Origin of the sequence: Pedobacter zeae (assembly GCF_014196715.1) — a bacterium.
Classification (GTDB): Bacteria; Bacteroidota; Bacteroidia; order Sphingobacteriales; family Sphingobacteriaceae; genus Pedobacter; species Pedobacter zeae.
On sequence record NZ_JACIEF010000001.1, the window covers coordinates 567,893 to 584,598 of the forward strand.

Genomic DNA, 16,706 nt, shown 5'->3' on the forward strand with positions numbered 1-16,706 from the left:
GGAAAGCGGGACTGAAGCTGCCAGGCACACAAAACTGCCCATTTCTCAATCACAATAAATACACCCTTTATATTTGGATCGCAATGCTTTCAGTTGGTAATTTACAATTTTATACGTTAAATAAGTAACTGTAAGCTTCGAATTGTAAACTAGCCATTGGTAATTGCTAACTGATCTAAAGTTCTTTCCTGAGTCTGGCTACGGGAATATTCATTTGCTCGCGGTATTTGGCAACCGTTCTTCTTGCAATGTTATAACCTCTTTCTTTTAAGATTTCGGTTAATTTTTCGTCCGCTAAAGGTTTGCGTTTATCTTCATTGCCAATGCAATCTTCCAATATTTTTTTAACCTCTTTGTTCGAAACTTCTTCACCGTTTTCGGTTTGGATGGCTTCTGAGAAGAAAGATTTTAGCAGAAAAGTGCCAAATTCTGTTTGTACATATTTAGAGTTGGCCACCCTCGATACGGTTGAAATGTCCATGTCGATTTTATCGGCAATGTCTTTTAAGATCATCGGACGCATTTTACGCTCATCAGCTGTTAAAAAATATTCATACTGGTAGTGCATAATAGCGTTCATTGTTTTTAACAAAGTTTGTTGTCTTTGTTTAATTGCATCAATAAACCAACGGGCCGAATCCAGTTTCTGTTTTACAAACTGAACGGCTTCCCTCAGCTTTTTATCTTTTGACGAAGATTTGTCATAATGTTCAAACATCTCCTGGTAAGACCTGCTTACCTTTAATTCAGGGGCATTTTTCGAATTTAGCGTCAATATTAACACCCCATCATTATTGCTGATATGGAAATCAGGAATGATCTGCATCTGTTTGGTGGTAACCTGGTTGGCATCACCCGGTTTTGGGTTTAAACGCAAAATTTCGTTAACCACCTCTTTAAGTTCCTCGCTGTCTAAACCTAAACTTTTCTCTAATTTATCGTAATGTTTACGGGTAAACTCATCCAGATAGTTTTCTACAACATTCATCGCTTTAACTATAATCGGATTGTTCGTGTCTTTCCTTTTTAGCTGGATCAACAGGCATTCTTTCAGGTCTCTTGCGCCAATGCCAGGAGGATCAAAACCCTGGATCAGTTTCAACATTTCCAATACATCTTCTTCCTCCACCATTACATTCTGAGAGAAAGCAAGATCATCGATCATAGAACCTAACGGACGGCGCAAATAGCCATCATCATCTAAACTGCCAATAATCTGTTTGCCAACAATAAAATCCTGGTCGGATAGCGGAATAAGGTCCAATTGCTCTTGTAAACTTTCAAAAAATGTACTTTCAATGGCGATTGGAGTTTCTTTTTTCTCCTCATCATCATCGCCATTATTGTAGTTTGTACTGTAATCGTTGGTAGAATCGTCCTGTAGATAATCATCTACATTAAATTCATCCATGCCGGCATCTTCCGATGATTGTTCGTAATCTTCAGACCTGTCGTTTAAGTCATCATATTCGCTCTTTGGCTCATCCTGAGTCATTAGGCTTGGATCTTCAAGCGCGGGATTCTCTTCAAGTTCTTCCTTTATACGGGTGTCTAAAGCTACGGTTGGCACCTGCAACAGTTTAATAAACTGTATTTGTTGTGGTGATAACTTTTGTAATAATTTTTGTTGTAAGTGTTGCTTTAGCATAGTAATTATAAAAGAATGGAGCAAAAATAAACAATAGATTTCAGATATTCTGCTGATTTGAACTAAATGCTATTCGTATGCCTGGTTCTAAAATTATTTCATAAACATTTGTATTGAGTTTAATGTTTGCTATTTTAGTGAATAAAAACTAAAACTTAATAAAAACATGGGCTTTATAAAAGAATTTAAAGATTTTGCCGTTAAGGGAAACGTACTTGACCTGGCGGTGGGTGTAATTATTGGTGCTGCATTTGGTAAGATTGTGAGCTCCCTGGTTGAAGACATTATTACCCCCGCAGTGTTGGGCCCTGCATTAAAAGCAGCAGGTTTAGAAGACCTAAGCAAGCTTACCATCGCAGGCACGGCCATTAAGTATGGTAATTTCCTGTCGCAGGTAATTTCATTTATTATTGTGGCATTTGTACTCTTTTTAATTATTAAAGGAGCAAATAACCTGAAAAAGAAAGAAGTAGCTGCTCCGGCTGCCGCTCCTGTACCTACAAAAGAAGAAGTACTTTTAACCGAAATCAGAGATTTGTTAAAAGCTAAAGCATAATAGACAAAAAGCATCATATAAAAGTCGTTTCAATTTAACTTTGGAACGACTTTTTTGTTTTTAATAACTTCTTTTTACTGCAGGATCGGTTATGATGATGTAGTCGCCAAGGGTTTTGAATTTGTTCCAGTCCGGATGGGCAAAGCCGGTATCAGAAAACGAAGAAATATTCAGGATTTTTACCTTTGGGTTGGCTTTTAATAATTTCGCCACTGTACCCAATTTTTCATCGCTATGGAAACGACCGTTAAGCTGTAGCACTTTTATTCCTTTATTAGATTTTAAGAATTTATTGATAGACCAGGCCATGGTAGCATCCCACAGGTTTTGGGTCTGGTAAATTTTCATCGATCCCATACCGTGGCCACCCATAGTTTCGATAAATTTTTCATAATACCTGCCTTGTGCAGTATCGATAGGTGCAGGGGGCAAAAAGCTGAACGAGGTTTTAGGAAAATTTTCCAATACCTTTAATCCGCCCATGGTAACCGCGTTGCTATACCGGGTGGCAGCATTGGCCGCAATTACTTTAATGTTGTTCGCTTTGGCATATTCTATAAGGGGTTTGTAGTCTTTATAATTTCCCCAGGCCCTGCCTTCCTTAATAAAATTCTTCTCAGAAATCAGTCCTGCTAAATATTCATCTACTTCAGGTTGCACGTCGGTATGGAACATTTCCAGCGATAAAGCCGTTTTGTTGGGATATGCAGTGCTGAGTTTTTTAAAAATTTCGGTTTCCAGGTAATGCCCTATGGAATCGTTATGGTCTTCACCAAAAAAGAGCACATCAGCCATGGCCATATCTGCGATAATATCATCTACCGAAATGTTCTTTTGCTTTTTTACGTCGTAAATTTTGTAATGGCTGCTTATTTCCTGTGCATATAGTGCCGTAGAAATGCTGAGGCTGATCATTAATAAGAATAATTTCATGGCCTCAAAATAGCAAAATAATTTTCACCGATAAAATAAGGCCGCTTACCGCCTTTTAGCCAATTCTTGCGCCCGGTGTATATAATGCATAAGCACTTATCGATACTTTTGAATCATTAAATTTACACACATGGATAACCTTAATCATAACGATAATAACAGCACTAAAAATCCGGGACGGGCTTTAAGTGGCTTCATCATAGCGATCATCGGGTTCGCACTTTTGTTAAACAATATGAACTTAAATATCCCAGGATGGATATTGAGCTGGTCTAATTTTTTAATCTTAATTGGTGTATTTATAGGCGTTCGTCGTAACTTTAAAGGTATAGCCTGGTTGATCCTGATTTTGATCGGTGCTTATAATACTTTGGATGATATACCAGACCTGAATTTCGATCCTTCCAAATATGCTTTAGGTGTTGGTTTGGTGATCATCGGAGGCTTCCTGATCTTCAGGCCTAAAGATACAGAATTTTTTGGAAAGCGGCGCAGGGACAGGAAAAAGGCCAGCTTTAACCTGGAGGGAACAGCCAATGATAAAACGGCTAACAACAATGATGTAATTGAAGTGATGGCGGTATTTGGCGGAAGTACGCAGACAGTTTATTCGAAGAATTTTCAGGGCGGTGATATTTCAGCAGTATTTGGCGGGGCGGATATTATCATGACCCAGGCCGATTTCGCCGAAACGGTTTCGCTCGATGTAACTGCCGTTTTTGGGGGCATCAAACTGATTGTACCGCAAAATTGGGCTATCAAATCGAACGTAACTGCATTGTTCGGAAGCGTTGAAGATAAAAGATCGCATGTAATGCCGGTATCCGAAATGACAAAAACACTGGTTTTGGATGGCACAGCATTATTTGGAGGCATCGAGATTAAAAGTTTCTAAACATTGATTATAAAACATTGCCTATGAAATGGTTTGCAGTAAATTGTATCTATCAGGTAATTTGTGGTGAGGGGAAACATACTCCTCAGTTTAATGAGCAAACACGTTTGATACAGGCAGACGGTACGATGCAGGCCTTAGAAAAGGCTAAATTAAATGCCGTTCATTTTAATCAGCCTTTTAATAACTGTGTTGGCGATAAAGTAGTATGGAAGTTTATTGGGATAGGGGGAATATCGGAGGTAGAAGAGCCTGCCGATGGTGTAGAAGTAAGTTCGAGGATTGTTGAACCGAAATCAGTTGACCACTATCTCGAAAAACTCGAACACCGTAATCAATCATTAATTAATCAGAACCGTTTTGACAACTAGACCTTTATCCGTTCCACAGATACAGAAAACATCACTCGCGTTTGCAATAGTTTGGACGGTGATATGTGGTGTTGGATTACATTATGTGGTGAATTTTTCGTGGTGGATATCCGTAACCGATAGCCTGGTGAATAATTTTTTATTGGCCCTGGCCTGCATCGCAGTGAGCAATATGCTCGGGTATTATCAACCTAAAAATGAACGTATCCTTTATGTGCTCATTATTACGCTCGCATTAACCTTTGTGATCATTTATATCGCAAAATATGTTATGCTTCTCGTTTTTGCCGGTTATAAGGCTTATCAGGATTTCTATAATTTTTCCTTTGCTTTCCGCGGGCTCCTTTCTTTTATGTGCCTGGGATGGTGCGCATTGGCCAATATATTATGGTACAGGCTCGAAGAGCAATCCGAAACACACGAAAGGCTTACTGCAGCTAAAAGCCTGGCCAAAGAAGCAGAACTGAATAAATTAAGACACCAATTACAGCCACACTTTCTGTTTAACAGTCTAAATTCTGTATTTGCGCTGACCATGGTGAACCCGAAAGAAGCAGGGGTGATGATTACCAAGCTGGCTTCATTCCTTCGTGGTACCTTAAAACGAGATGACGAATTATGGGTTTCGGTAGAAGAGGAGATGGAATATATCCAATTATACCTTGATATCGAAAAAGTGAGGTTTAGCCATAGATTAAACGTAGAGGTAAATGTAGCCGAAGATACCCTGAAACTCTGCCTGCCCGGTACTTTGCTGCAGCCAATTGTAGAAAATGCAATTAAATTCGGGCTTTACAATACTTCTGCAGGCATTACCATTAAAATTGATGTTACCGTTGAATATAATATCTTACAATTGCGCGTACAGAATCCTTTCGATCCGGAGATGAAGGCCGCAGGCGGAACAGGTTTTGGTTTAAGTGCCATTAAACGCAGGTTATATCTGTTATTTGCAAATACCCATTTATTACAAACCGATATTGAGGCAAATAATTTATATATTACCACCCTAAAAATTCCACAGAAAAATGATCAGAACAATACTAATTGACGATGAGCCTTTAGCAAGAGATATTGTAAAATTTTATCTTTCCGATCATGCAGAAATAGAGGTTGTGGCCGAATGCAGTGATGGATTTGAAGGCTTAAAAGCAATTACCCAATACAAACCCGATCTGATTTTTCTGGACATCCAGATGCCGAAGATCAGTGGTTTCGAAATGCTCGAACTGGTAGAAGATAAACCTGCAGTTATTTTTACCACCGCTTTTGATGAGTATGCTATTAAGGCATTTGAAGTGAATGCAGTTGATTACCTGCTCAAACCGATCGATAAATCGCGCTTTGATGCAGCCATTAAAAAGTTGCCCAATAAATTAAACAAAACCGAAAATACCGAAGCAGTTTTAGATGCAGCCGCATTAAGTCCTGCGCAAAACAATAGGGTAGTGGTAAAAAAAGACGGCGTAATCAAAATTATCCCTGTAGCAGATATCAATTATTTGGAAGCAGATGATGATTATGTAAAATTAAGTACCGTTGAAGGTTCGTTCTATAAGAATAAAACCATGGCTTATTTCGAACAGACGCTTGATGCAGCCCAATTTATCCGGATACACCGCTCTTACATCATTAACCTGGCGCAGGTAACCAAAATAGAACTTAAAGAGAAAGACAGCTATGTGGTGTTATTAAAATCGGATATCTGGTTGCCGGTAAGTAAAACAGGCTATGTGAAATTGAAGGCGGCTTTAGGTTTGTAAGAAGATAGATTCTTTTAAAAGCGGATCATTAGTCCTAATTTATGGAAAGCAATCAACTGCGCAAATTATTGGTTGTCCTGCTTTCCGTTACAATCTTTTTTGCCCTTCAACTGTGCTTCAGGCAGGCAAAAAGGATTTCCACTGCCCTCAGATTTTTTTCGGTGGCAGGTGCTCCTATTAACAGCCTGTGTTCCTTTCCGGCGCATTAGATGATGTGCATCCCTTAGGCACGAATCCAGGGGTAGAAAAAGTGCAATACGCCTATTTTCGTTCCGCATCAACGTTTGACGAAAGTGATATATACAAGCCATTAGCCTCATTTTCCAAAAAAGATTTTCTACATTTGCATTTAAATAGAAAAATAATAATTAATCACTCTTGCATTTGTAGAGAAATCGCTTTATATTTGCACCTCTTAATTTTACAACAGATAATATACAGTCATGAAAAGAACATACCAACCTTCGCAAAGAAAGAGAAGAAACAAACACGGCTTCCGCGAAAGAATGGCAACAGCTAACGGCAGACGGGTATTAGCATCACGTCGTGCTAAAGGAAGAAAAAGATTAACAGTTTCTGACGAACGCAAGCATAAAGCATAATTTTTGATTGCTTTTCCGTTAATCCGGAATTGGCAGATCAAAATCTGCACTTATCAATCAAAACTATGTACACATTCAGGAAAGAAGAACGGTTATGCAGCAGGAAACATTTAGACCTGTTGTTTAAAAACGGTTCTTCTTTTTTATTATACCCTTTTCGCGTTTCTTATCTTTTTATCGATCAACCGGCTGATGTGCAGGCACAAGTGGTTATCAATGTTCCTAAAAAAAGATATAAACGCGCCATTGACCGTAATCTGCTCAAACGCCGCATCCGCGAGGCCTATCGCCTAAATAAACAAGATAAATTATATCTTCCATTACCTACCGATAGGGGATTGCTTTTGTTTTCCATCCAGTTTGTCGGTAAGGATAAGTATGAATTTGCTTTTATCGAGAAAAAACTGATCGCTACCTTTAAGCGTTTCCATAATTTAATCCAGCCCAATGAAATTCATCAATAAAATTTTTGGTTGGTTTTTTTTAGGTTTGATCAAAATATATCAATACGCCATATCACCTATGCTTGGGGCAAATTGCCGTTTTACACCAACCTGCTCACAATATGGTATAGAAGCCATTAAAAAACACGGACCCTTTAAAGGTGGCTGGCTGGCACTAAAACGCATTGGCAGGTGCCATCCCTGGGGTAAACACGGGCATGATCCGGTACCGTAACGGGGTTTATCAGGCATTAGTTCATTAGTTATTAGTTAATTGGTTCAATTTCATTGGTTTGCTTTTCAAATCGCTTGTTGTTTTATATAACGCCGGTCAAAGCGGCCATCACTTACACCGCATATCAGAACAGGGAAATCTATTTTTTTGGTTTTAATTGTCTTTAGATTACACTATCATCAATATTGTTCTGTAAAAAGTTGTTCGTCATGACTTTATAGTCGTTACTTTGCATTCAGCTAGGCCATAGCACGGTATCTTTGTTCTACTTAAATCCGGCCTAACTTACTTTGGACTTAGGACTAAAGACTGCAGACTAACGCTACCCATCTTCCATAATCCCTCTTCCATTTTCCATTTTTACTTATCTTTGCCTCATGGCTAAAATACTTCAAATAGAAACCGCTACAGCAATCTGTTCGGTAGCATTATCTGTTAACGGCGAAACGATTTCATTTAAAGAAGAGAAAGGACAAAATCTGCATGCCGCAAACCTTACTCTGTTTATTGATGAGGTGGTTAAAACTGCAGGGTTAGGCTACCGGGAATTGGATGCGATTGCCATAAGTAAAGGACCGGGCTCTTACACCGGTCTGAGGATTGGTGTTTCTACTGCCAAAGGGCTCTGTTATGCCTTAGATAAGCCTTTAATCGCCATTGAAACATTGGAAATGATGGCAGCAGGTTTTTTAGCTGAAAACCCGGGTTATTCAGGTTTGATCTGCCCGATGATAGATGCCCGGAGGATGGAGGTATATACAGCTGTTTTCGATCCTTTATTAAACCTGTTACTGCCAACTGAGGCCAAAATTATCGATGAAACAAGCTTCAGTACTTTTCTTTCTCAGCAAAGCATTACCTTTTTGGGGGATGGAGCTGCTAAATGTGCCGAGGTTTTAACACATCCGAACGCAACGTTCAACACAGGTAATTTTAATTCTGCACCCTATATGTCGAAATTAGCCAGCCAGGCTTTTGATAAAAATAATTTTGAGGATGTAGCTTACTTCGAACCTTTTTACCTGAAAGATTTTGTGGTTACCCAATCTAAAAAACAACAGGCGCAAGGTTAAGCTTATTTTCTTTTAAAGATCGAAAACAGGCTTTTAAAGAAACTGCCACCATCACTTTTATCATTAATGCCGGGTATGATATCGGCAAATTGTGGATGATTAACCACATTGCCAAATTTAATGCCTACCCCCATATAAAAAGAAGCACCATTAGGTCCGCTGCCTACAGAAGCATCCTTTTTAATTGTTCCGATGGTTTGGAAACTCGTTGCAACTAAATTATCGGTGCCTAAAAACAGTTCGAAATTGGGGGTTTGATATTTACCTTGTAAACCCACCATAAAAACACCGTTTAAATTATACAAAGGCGTTATGCTCCCCGAAAAATCGTTGGCAATAAAGGTATTTACAAAGGCAATATCTCCTCCTTTGTAAAACAGGTTTTTCGAAACAGCCAATGCAGGTTTATAAAAGCCATAACGTTTAGACAGGTAAACATCCAGCTTGGCATTGGTAGGGGCCAAAAACTTTTTAGGCTGCTGAGCAAGAAGAAAGATATCTTTTATCTCCTGGTTGGTATTGGATTGGTTACCCTCCAGGTTTTCGATCACTTTCGATTGATTTATGGTAGTGCGTTGTGTATTGCTCCGCCACCATATAAAACCCAGATCTTTAACGTTAGCCATTAAAAACAAACCTCTTTTGGTAGTATAATTGGTTCCAAAGCCCAATGATAAACCCGGGTTTTTGAAATTAGGGAAGAAATTTTTCTTGTCTACTTCGTTAAAATCAGAAAAGTTGGCCGAATAAGTTCCATCTAAACCGATCAGCATGGCCGAAGCGTCCGGATCGACATAGAGATAGGAATTGGAAATATCGAGTTTGTTATACAGGATTCCGCTCAATAAACTGGCTTTTAAACCAAAGGCAAGCCTCTTGTTCCAGTTTTCGCGGTAAGTAAAGCTGAACTGGTGGTAACTTTGTTCGTATCCTTTTGTATCGAATATGCCAGTGTATGGTCTACCTGGTGTAAAACGTTCAAAAGAATCAAAAATAGCCAGGGTTTCATTAGTGTAATCGATATGGGCATCCGACCTGATCTGCCATGCAAATCCCATTTCTTTTTGGTACTTGTATGATTTGAAGAGCCTGAAGGTGGCCACGTAAACGTTACTGTTTTCGAAAAAATGGTTAATTTCTCCCGTGCCGATCGGTAAACCCGAAGTATTGTACTCACCCTCCTGGGTTAATCTTCTGATAATGTATTTAGAGCTGCCCTTATTGATTGCGTTTACTCCAAAATATGGCAGAAAGAAATTCGAAGAAAATTTTCGCGACGAATCCAGCGTAAAGGATTTTTGAGAAGGGTTTTCGAATGCATCAAACATGGTTTTCGTGCCAAAAAGTGCATATTGTTGTGCATTTGTAACCCCAAAGCTGGTTAAAGCCAGTAAAACGAGTAAAAGTTTCTTCATGTAAATAGTTTTATTTGGGATAATTTTTATCAGCGGTTACTTAACGAAATTAACGGTTACTTAACGAATCTGGTATTTCTGGTTTTAAATATTTGTTTAAAAGCAAGTTAGTTATGAATTTGTTCCGGTCTGCACTCATCTGGTAATAAAAAGTATCGAAACTTTTTAAACCGCTATCGGCCCTTAAATGTTTGTAAAAACCCAATTGTATGGTGTTCCTGAAAATATCCGCCGAATTTTTAGCATTTATATAATAGCTTACATTCGAAGTAGTCGAAATCTGATTAACCGCATCCAAATACTGTGGGGTTTGGATCAAAAGCCTGTTATTTTTGTAATCATTTAAAAACGACTGGACGGTACTTGCATTATTGGCCATAATTAAATTATTATCTATTATGGTATAATATGGCCTTCCGAATTTTTTAAAAGGCTCGCCAAAGTAGCTGTATAAAATATCAGATGATTTAAATAGCCTGATGTCTTCATTGTAGTCGGCACTCACATCCAACAGGAGTTGTTTTACTTTTTCGCCATCTGATAAAGAAATTGCTCCTAATTTTTCGGTTGTGCTTAACTGGAAAAGTATAAACTGGTTTTTCGTATAAACTGGGAATATTGCATTCAGGTCTGTTCGATATTCGTCCTTTACTTTTTTGATTACTTCACTGCTTTTTTTGCTTAATTTCTTCTGTTCTTGCCAGTTATTGAGTTTTTTTAACCATGTTTTATACTCATCGTAGGCATACAGGGTATAATTTGCCGTATTGTCTGGCAATATATTCTGTATTGAAGTGCTTTGCGGGGCGGTGTTTTCAAACAGTTTAAGGTAGTTTTGCTGATCCTTTAACTCCGTATTTCCGCTAAAGAGGATCTTTTCTTTGCTAAAGTTGTAATTGAGTACTGCAAAGGTGTTCTGTTTATTAAAAATGGCAATTTCTCCGTTGATGTTTCCTGCAATGATATTCTTTAACAGTAAAGGAGCCTGGTTAAAGTTGATGTAAACATGTACCAGCACATTTTTAATCTGCCGGTTATTCTCTTTAATATAATCGGTAAATGGATTTTCAGATAAACGTACATTGGCATCGTTAATCAGCTTTAAGGAAGTAGAAACGGTTAAAACCTGACCGTGAACGCCAAGATAAACCAGCAAACTATCCTTTAACTTAATGGTGTAGAGTTCTTTTGAGCTTTTGCTGACTGCTTTCTTGGCTTTTAGTTCCGTGTAGAATTTTTTAATGTCGTTATGGGGCTGTACCTGTAAAGTGATCAGGAAATTTAAAGTTTTATTGGAGTCGGGCAATACACTAATGTATACCTGTTGATCTTTTAGGTATTTGTTAAGTCCATTATCATCTATGATTTCTGCTTTTAATCGTTTTAAGAGGTTCATTTTATCCTTTCCTAAAACCTTTTGGATAAGCTGCTGGCCTTCCATAATATCATAAAAACCTTTGTCGTTCTGAAAAGAAAATACCAGGGCGGCATTATTGGTTGCAGATTGCAGGGCAAGGTCTTTCGCATCATTATCTGTACCCAATTTCGAAAAATAGAGGTAAGCCATAAGGGCTACGCCTAAAAATAATGCACTTGTTAGAATTATGATCTTTTTCATCTACCGTGCAACAAATTTAATTTATTACATTGATTAGTGAGAAGTTCTGGGTCAATTTATTAATTTAGCGACTGCTACTCGCAAATCATTATGAATAAACGAATAATCCTTACTGCTTCTTTTTTTGGTGCTGTTGCTGTTTTACTGGGTGCTTTCGGAGCCCATGGTTTAAAAGCCTTAATCGATGGACCATCACTTGAAATATGGCAAAAAGGTGTTGATTATCAGTTCTATCATACCTTTGCATTATTATACCTTTCTACTTTTGCACGCTACCGGAACAAGCTGATCAATATTGCCTACTTCTGTTTTACATCTGGAATTATTCTTTTTTCAGGTTCGCTGTATTTGTTGGCTACACGGAGTATCTCGCACTTGGCTTTTACGGAGTTTATTGGTCCGTTAACACCAATTGGCGGACTTTTATTGGTGCTGGGATGGATAATGCTCTTTTTTGCTGCATTTAAAGATAAATAATGAACAGTTTTGAAAACGATATTTTTACAGAAAGAGAAACACTTTTTGTTGAAGTTATTTTGCCTTTATCTTTGGCGAAAAACTATACTTATCGTGTGCCCTTTGATCTGAACGATCAAATTGCCATTGGGAAACGTGTGGTGGTTCAGTTTGGGAAACACCGCATTTATACAGCGCTTATCAGTGGCATTACTACTGTTCCACCTATCGTATACGAAGCAAAATACATTATAGATGTGGTAGATGCCGAACCTGTAATTACACCTACCCAACTTAAATTCTGGAGCTGGATGACCGGCTATTACATGTGCAACGAAGGCGATGTAATGGCTGCCGCATTGCCTGCCAGTTTAAAACTGGCGAGCGAAACCATCCTGATCCTTCGCGAAGATTATAACGGTAATGCCGATCTCACCGATAAGGAGGAAATCATTATCGGTGCTTTAAAACAGCAGGAAAAGCTTACGGTTAACGATGTTTCTAAGCTGCTCGGACAGAAAACAGTATATCCGATCATCAATCATTTACTGGATAAAGAGTTGATCCTGGTGGCAGAAGAGGTGGTACAGAAGTATAAACCTTTGCTTAAATCGTTTGTAATATTGAACGATTTTTATAGCGATGAAGAGAATTTAAAGCAGTTATTCAATGTACTTGATAAAGCACCTAAACAATTGGATGCGTTGTTAGGCTATCTTAAACTGAAAAAATCTAATTTGCCGGTTTCTAAAGAACAGCTTTTGGCTGAAAGCAACTGCGGGCCGGCCGCATTCAAGGCTTTAACCGATAAGGAAATTTTCGTGGTAATGAAAAGGCCGGTTAGCCGTTTAGCCGTTCATGATGAAGAGTTTAATACCAATTTCGAACTGAACGAAAGCCAGCAGAAGGCTTTAAGCCAAATTAACGGGCATTTTGAAGAAAAAGAAGTGGTTTTGCTGCATGGGGTTACCGCATCGGGAAAAACACAGGTTTATATTAAACTGATCGAAAAAATTATCCAGAATACAGATGGGCAGGTGTTATTCCTGCTTCCCGAAATTGCATTAACCACGCAGATTGTTGAGCGTATAAAACATTATTTTGGCCATTCGATCGGGGTATACCATTCCAAATTTAACAATAGCGAAAGGGTAGAAATCTGGAATAAAGTAAGAACAGGTGCATATAAGGTAATTTTGGGTGCCCGCTCAGCTGTTTTCCTTCCTTTTCAGCATTTAAAATTAATTGTGGTTGATGAAGAGCATGAGTCATCTTATAAGCAATACGATCCTGCACCACGTTACCAAGCCAGGGATGCTGCTATTTACTTAGGGTACCTGCACCAGGCAAAAGTGGTTTTGGGTTCGGCCACCCCATCTTTGGAGAGTTATTATAATGCTTTACAGGGAAAATATGGTCTTGTAGAGATGAAAGAACGTTTTGGCGGGGTTCAGTTACCTAACCAGCAGGTAGTGAGCATTTCTGAAGAAACTAAGAAAAAAACAATGAGTTCATATTTTTCGAGTGTCCTGATCAAAGATATTGATCTCGCTCTTTCTAAAAAAGAACAGATTGTTTTGTTCCAGAACAGAAGAGGTTATGCCACCATTCTCATCTGCGCAACCTGTGGGTATACGCCGAAATGCGTAAATTGCGATGTCAGTTTAACCTATCATAAAAGCAGTGGCAAATTACACTGCCACTATTGCGGTTATCAGCAGAGCAGTGTCAATGTCTGTCCGGCTTGTGGCTCCGTTCATGTAGAGCAAAAAGGATTTGGTACCGAGCGTATAGAAGAAGAACTCAGATTACTTTACCCGGAGGTAAGCATTGCCCGTTTGGATATGGACAGCACCCGTACCAAAAATGGTCTGCAGCAGATCTTAAACGACTTTCAGGAAAAGAAAACAGATATATTAATCGGTACACAGATGGTGGCTAAAGGATTGGATTTCGATAACCTGAGCCTGATCGGTGTAATTAATGCCGATACTTTATTGGGATATCCCGATTTCCGTGCCTACGAACGCAGTTTCCAGTTGCTGGCACAGGTGGCGGGCAGGGCAGGACGTAGGGCCGATCAGGGAAATGTTTGTATCCAAACTTACGATGCTGAAAACAGGATCATCAGGCAGGTAGTGAACAACGATTATGAAGGCATGTACAACGACGAAATTGCCGAACGGGAGAAATTTCTGTACCCGCCATTTTCGAGGATGATATTTTTGTACGTTAAACATAAAGATTCTCATGTTTTGGACCACGCTGCACTTACACTGGCTAATATCCTTAAGGCAAAGTTCGGTAAAAGGGTTTTAGGCCCGGAACAACCTTTAATTAGCCGCGTCAGGAACCTTTATATCAAACAGATCATCATCAAAGCAGATAAACATACAGCTATTCAGAAAGTTAAAGATGCTTTAAGAGAAACCCTGACAGAGTTTAATGCAACGAAGGAATTTAAAGGCGTTTTTACCCAGATTGATGTAGATCCGTATTAGCCTGGATTATTAATGTTACCTTTTGGTTGCTAAATCGGCTTTTTAATTTAAAGCGGCCATCACCCTGAATTTCAGTGGCTTTCCTGCTTAAAAGATGCTGACCACGAAGTAGCTACAAGGCAGTTGAAAACACTATTTCTGCTTATAAAATGAATTCAGCATGATGAATTGGTTCAGCCATGGGCGTTTACAAAACAATTTTTCATTAAATAATGATGGAGTTCAGGTTATTAAGAAATGACCAGATGATCGAGTTTTCAATGATTGAAGAGGGTTAGATTATTCTATTATTTGGATCCTTTTATCATCTACTCATATCAATCCCATTCACTCATTAAGCAATTCAGTCATTCAATCCTTAACTGATGTGGATAATGTATCATTCTCTAATTCAGGTAATCCATTCACTAATTCTATCATTCTCTCATCATACCCTTGTATCGCCGTTCAAGAAACGTTAATTTTGATTTCATGGCATACAAATTTGTTGATAATTACCGGGAACGTGGGGCGAGGAAAAAACTGGTAGAACTGTTGAAATCTCGTGGGATTGAAGATGAAAATGTGTTGAAAGCTATAGGGAAAGTTCCGAGGCATTTCTTTTTCGACGAAACTTTTTGGAACCAGGCTTATAAAGATATTGCTTTCCCGATAGGTGATGGACAAACCATATCGCAGCCTTATACCGTTGCTTATCAAAGCGAATTGCTCCATATTAAAAATGGCGATAAAGTACTCGAAATCGGAACGGGTTCAGGCTATCAAACCTGCATTTTAATGGAACTGGGTGCAAATGTTTTTACCATAGAAAGACAGGAGAATATCTACAACAGAACTATTCAGGTTTTACCCGGAATGGGTTACAGGCCTACTTTTTATTATGGAGATGGCTCAAAAGGAATTGCAGCCCATGCCCCTTACGATAAAATTATTGTAACGGCAGGCGCACCCTTAGTACCTGAAATTTTATTGAAACAGTTAAAAATTGGGGGTATCCTGGTCATTCCTGTGGGGGATGAAAAAACCCAGAAAATGGTCACAGTTATCCGCGTAAGTGAAACAGATTACGAAAAAATTGTACTGGATACGTTTAGGTTTGTGCCTTTGGTAGGTGATCAAGCGTGGTAATTAAGTTCTGAGTTTGGAGATCGGAGTTTTGAGTAAATTCTACTTGGGATAAATCTTTCAAACTCTAAACTCTCAATTCCAAACTAACTTACCGTTTCATCGCCCTGTCCAACTCGCGTTTCGTATCCCTATCCTTAATGCTGTCGCGTTTGTCGAATTCTTTTTTACCCTGAGCTAAGGCAATTTCCATTTTAGCAAACCCCCTTTCATTGATGAAAATGCGTAAAGGAACAATGGTATAACCTTTTTCCTCTCCTTTTACTTTCAATTTTCTAAGTTCTTTCTTTTGCAGTAATAAAGCCCGGTCGCGTTTAATATCGTGATGGTAAAAAGAACTGTGGCTGTATTCAGAAACATGCAGGTTACGCACGTAAAGGATGCCACCGATAAACGTGCAGAATGCATCGGTCATGTTGGCTTTTCCTTGTCTGATCGCTTTTATTTCCGTTCCCAAAAGGGCAATACCCGCTACGTACTTATCTATCAGATTGTAATCGAAGTAGGCCCTTTTGTTTTTTATGTTGATGTCGTTTTTCAAAATTTAATAAAGTGTATGTTATGGTAATATATACATTTGTATATAAAATATAATATCGGGCTGCAAATATCCTAAAAATTGGCGTGATAATTTAGTTTTAATTTAATTGTATAGCAAGAAGTCAAGTTTCTTGGCAATATGCATATTTAACTTGATATCTTTGATATTGGGAAATGTACGGACTGTTTCTTTTGGCTTCTTTAGTCCCGCTTTTTGCTGCAACCAAAGCAGAAAAAGCTTTTGGTTTCCGCGGCAATCGGGTTTATTTAACGTAGGCCGGTGCAAGGAAACAAACCTTTTGTCATTTTACAAGCCCCTTGTTCCTTAAACCCGACAGGAGCGAACACGCAGTGCAAAGGAGTAAAGCGGATGGCGGGACAACAGTATCTATGAAAAACTGACATTCGTTTTCTGGCTATGGTACTTGTATTGGAGAGAAGTCAGTTTTCTTGGCGATGTGCATATTTAAACTTGATATCTTTGATATTAGGAAATGTACGGACTGTTTCTTTTGGCTTCTTTAGTCCCGCT

17 protein-coding genes are annotated in these 16,706 nt (G+C 38.7%); 12 read left to right on the top strand and 5 right to left on the bottom strand.

What is annotated here, in order from left to right; all coding sequences use genetic code 11:
* Positions 1 to 175: 175 nt before the first annotated feature.
* On the bottom strand, positions 176 to 1,648 hold the full coding sequence (rpoN, locus tag GGQ60_RS02255) for an RNA polymerase factor sigma-54 (RefSeq protein WP_183759771.1): 1,473 nt from the start codon (positions 1,646 to 1,648) through the stop codon (positions 176 to 178).
* Positions 1,649 to 1,814: 166 nt separating this feature from the next.
* Between rpoN and mscL the strand changes: the two genes are divergently transcribed.
* On the top strand, positions 1,815 to 2,204 hold the full coding sequence (gene mscL, locus GGQ60_RS02260; RefSeq protein WP_183759772.1) for a large-conductance mechanosensitive channel protein MscL: 390 nt from the start codon (positions 1,815 to 1,817) through the stop codon (positions 2,202 to 2,204).
* A 60-nt stretch (positions 2,205 to 2,264) separates the two neighbouring features.
* Here the strand turns inward: mscL and GGQ60_RS02265 are convergent, their stop codons facing one another.
* Positions 2,265 to 3,137: a ChaN family lipoprotein gene (locus GGQ60_RS02265; protein WP_183759773.1), complete on the bottom strand. Its 873-nt coding sequence runs from the start codon at positions 3,135 to 3,137 to the stop codon at positions 2,265 to 2,267.
* Positions 3,138 to 3,267: 130 nt separating this feature from the next.
* Between GGQ60_RS02265 and GGQ60_RS02270 the strand changes: the two genes are divergently transcribed.
* From GGQ60_RS02270 to tsaB, 8 genes are all read left to right on the top strand, one after another.
* A complete protein-coding gene (locus tag GGQ60_RS02270) occupies positions 3,268 to 4,032 on the top strand; it encodes a LiaF transmembrane domain-containing protein (protein ID WP_183759774.1) in 765 nt (254 codons plus the stop codon).
* A gap of 23 nt (positions 4,033 to 4,055) precedes the next feature.
* Positions 4,056 to 4,403, top strand: a complete 348-nt coding sequence (locus GGQ60_RS02275) for a DUF4288 domain-containing protein (protein WP_183759775.1) — start codon at positions 4,056 to 4,058, stop codon at positions 4,401 to 4,403.
* A complete protein-coding gene (locus GGQ60_RS02280; protein ID WP_221235858.1) occupies positions 4,393 to 5,454 on the top strand; it encodes a sensor histidine kinase in 1,062 nt (353 codons plus the stop codon). The genes GGQ60_RS02275 and GGQ60_RS02280 overlap by 11 nt, the downstream gene beginning before the upstream one ends.
* Positions 5,432 to 6,166, top strand: a complete 735-nt coding sequence (locus GGQ60_RS02285) for a LytR/AlgR family response regulator transcription factor (RefSeq protein WP_183759776.1) — start codon at positions 5,432 to 5,434, stop codon at positions 6,164 to 6,166. The genes GGQ60_RS02280 and GGQ60_RS02285 overlap by 23 nt, the downstream gene beginning before the upstream one ends.
* Before the next feature lie 443 nt (positions 6,167 to 6,609).
* On the top strand, positions 6,610 to 6,768 hold the full coding sequence (gene rpmH / locus GGQ60_RS02290) for a 50S ribosomal protein L34 (RefSeq protein WP_010601723.1): 159 nt from the start codon (positions 6,610 to 6,612) through the stop codon (positions 6,766 to 6,768).
* A 65-nt stretch (positions 6,769 to 6,833) separates the two neighbouring features.
* On the top strand, positions 6,834 to 7,232 hold the full coding sequence (locus GGQ60_RS02295) for a ribonuclease P protein component (protein WP_183759777.1): 399 nt from the start codon (positions 6,834 to 6,836) through the stop codon (positions 7,230 to 7,232).
* A complete protein-coding gene (yidD, locus tag GGQ60_RS02300; RefSeq protein WP_025142648.1) occupies positions 7,216 to 7,446 on the top strand; it encodes a membrane protein insertion efficiency factor YidD in 231 nt (76 codons plus the stop codon). The genes GGQ60_RS02295 and yidD overlap by 17 nt, the downstream gene beginning before the upstream one ends.
* 377 nt (positions 7,447 to 7,823) lie before the next feature.
* On the top strand, positions 7,824 to 8,519 hold the full coding sequence (gene tsaB, locus GGQ60_RS02305) for a tRNA (adenosine(37)-N6)-threonylcarbamoyltransferase complex dimerization subunit type 1 TsaB (protein WP_183759778.1): 696 nt from the start codon (positions 7,824 to 7,826) through the stop codon (positions 8,517 to 8,519).
* A gap of 2 nt (positions 8,520 to 8,521) precedes the next feature.
* Here tsaB and GGQ60_RS02310 read toward each other — a convergent pair whose 3' ends face one another.
* Both GGQ60_RS02310 and GGQ60_RS02315 read right to left on the bottom strand, forming a co-directional pair.
* On the bottom strand, positions 8,522 to 9,934 hold the full coding sequence (locus tag GGQ60_RS02310; protein ID WP_183759779.1) for a DUF5723 family protein: 1,413 nt from the start codon (positions 9,932 to 9,934) through the stop codon (positions 8,522 to 8,524).
* 49 nt (positions 9,935 to 9,983) lie between these two features.
* Positions 9,984 to 11,552, bottom strand: a complete 1,569-nt coding sequence (locus GGQ60_RS02315) for a hypothetical protein (RefSeq protein WP_183759780.1) — start codon at positions 11,550 to 11,552, stop codon at positions 9,984 to 9,986.
* Between the two features lie 90 nt (positions 11,553 to 11,642).
* On the opposite strand from GGQ60_RS02315, the gene GGQ60_RS02320 reads away from it, so the two are divergent.
* The 3 genes from GGQ60_RS02320 to GGQ60_RS02330 all read left to right on the top strand — a co-directional run bounded on the left by GGQ60_RS02320 (position 11,643) and on the right by GGQ60_RS02330 (position 15,637).
* Positions 11,643 to 12,029 (top strand): DUF423 domain-containing protein, encoded by a 387-nt coding sequence (locus GGQ60_RS02320; protein WP_183759781.1) that lies wholly within the window; start codon positions 11,643 to 11,645, stop codon positions 12,027 to 12,029.
* Positions 12,029 to 14,509, top strand: a complete 2,481-nt coding sequence (gene priA / locus GGQ60_RS02325) for a replication restart helicase PriA (protein WP_183759782.1) — start codon at positions 12,029 to 12,031, stop codon at positions 14,507 to 14,509. The genes GGQ60_RS02320 and priA overlap by 1 nt, the downstream gene beginning before the upstream one ends.
* Before the next feature lie 471 nt (positions 14,510 to 14,980).
* Positions 14,981 to 15,637 (top strand): protein-L-isoaspartate(D-aspartate) O-methyltransferase, encoded by a 657-nt coding sequence (locus tag GGQ60_RS02330; RefSeq protein ID WP_183759783.1) that lies wholly within the window; start codon positions 14,981 to 14,983, stop codon positions 15,635 to 15,637.
* Positions 15,638 to 15,725: 88 nt separating this feature from the next.
* Here the strand turns inward: GGQ60_RS02330 and smpB are convergent, their stop codons facing one another.
* Complete coding sequence (gene smpB / locus GGQ60_RS02335) at positions 15,726 to 16,175, bottom strand: SsrA-binding protein (RefSeq protein WP_183759784.1); 450 nt, start codon at positions 16,173 to 16,175, stop codon at positions 15,726 to 15,728.
* Positions 16,176 to 16,706 lie beyond the last annotated feature (531 nt).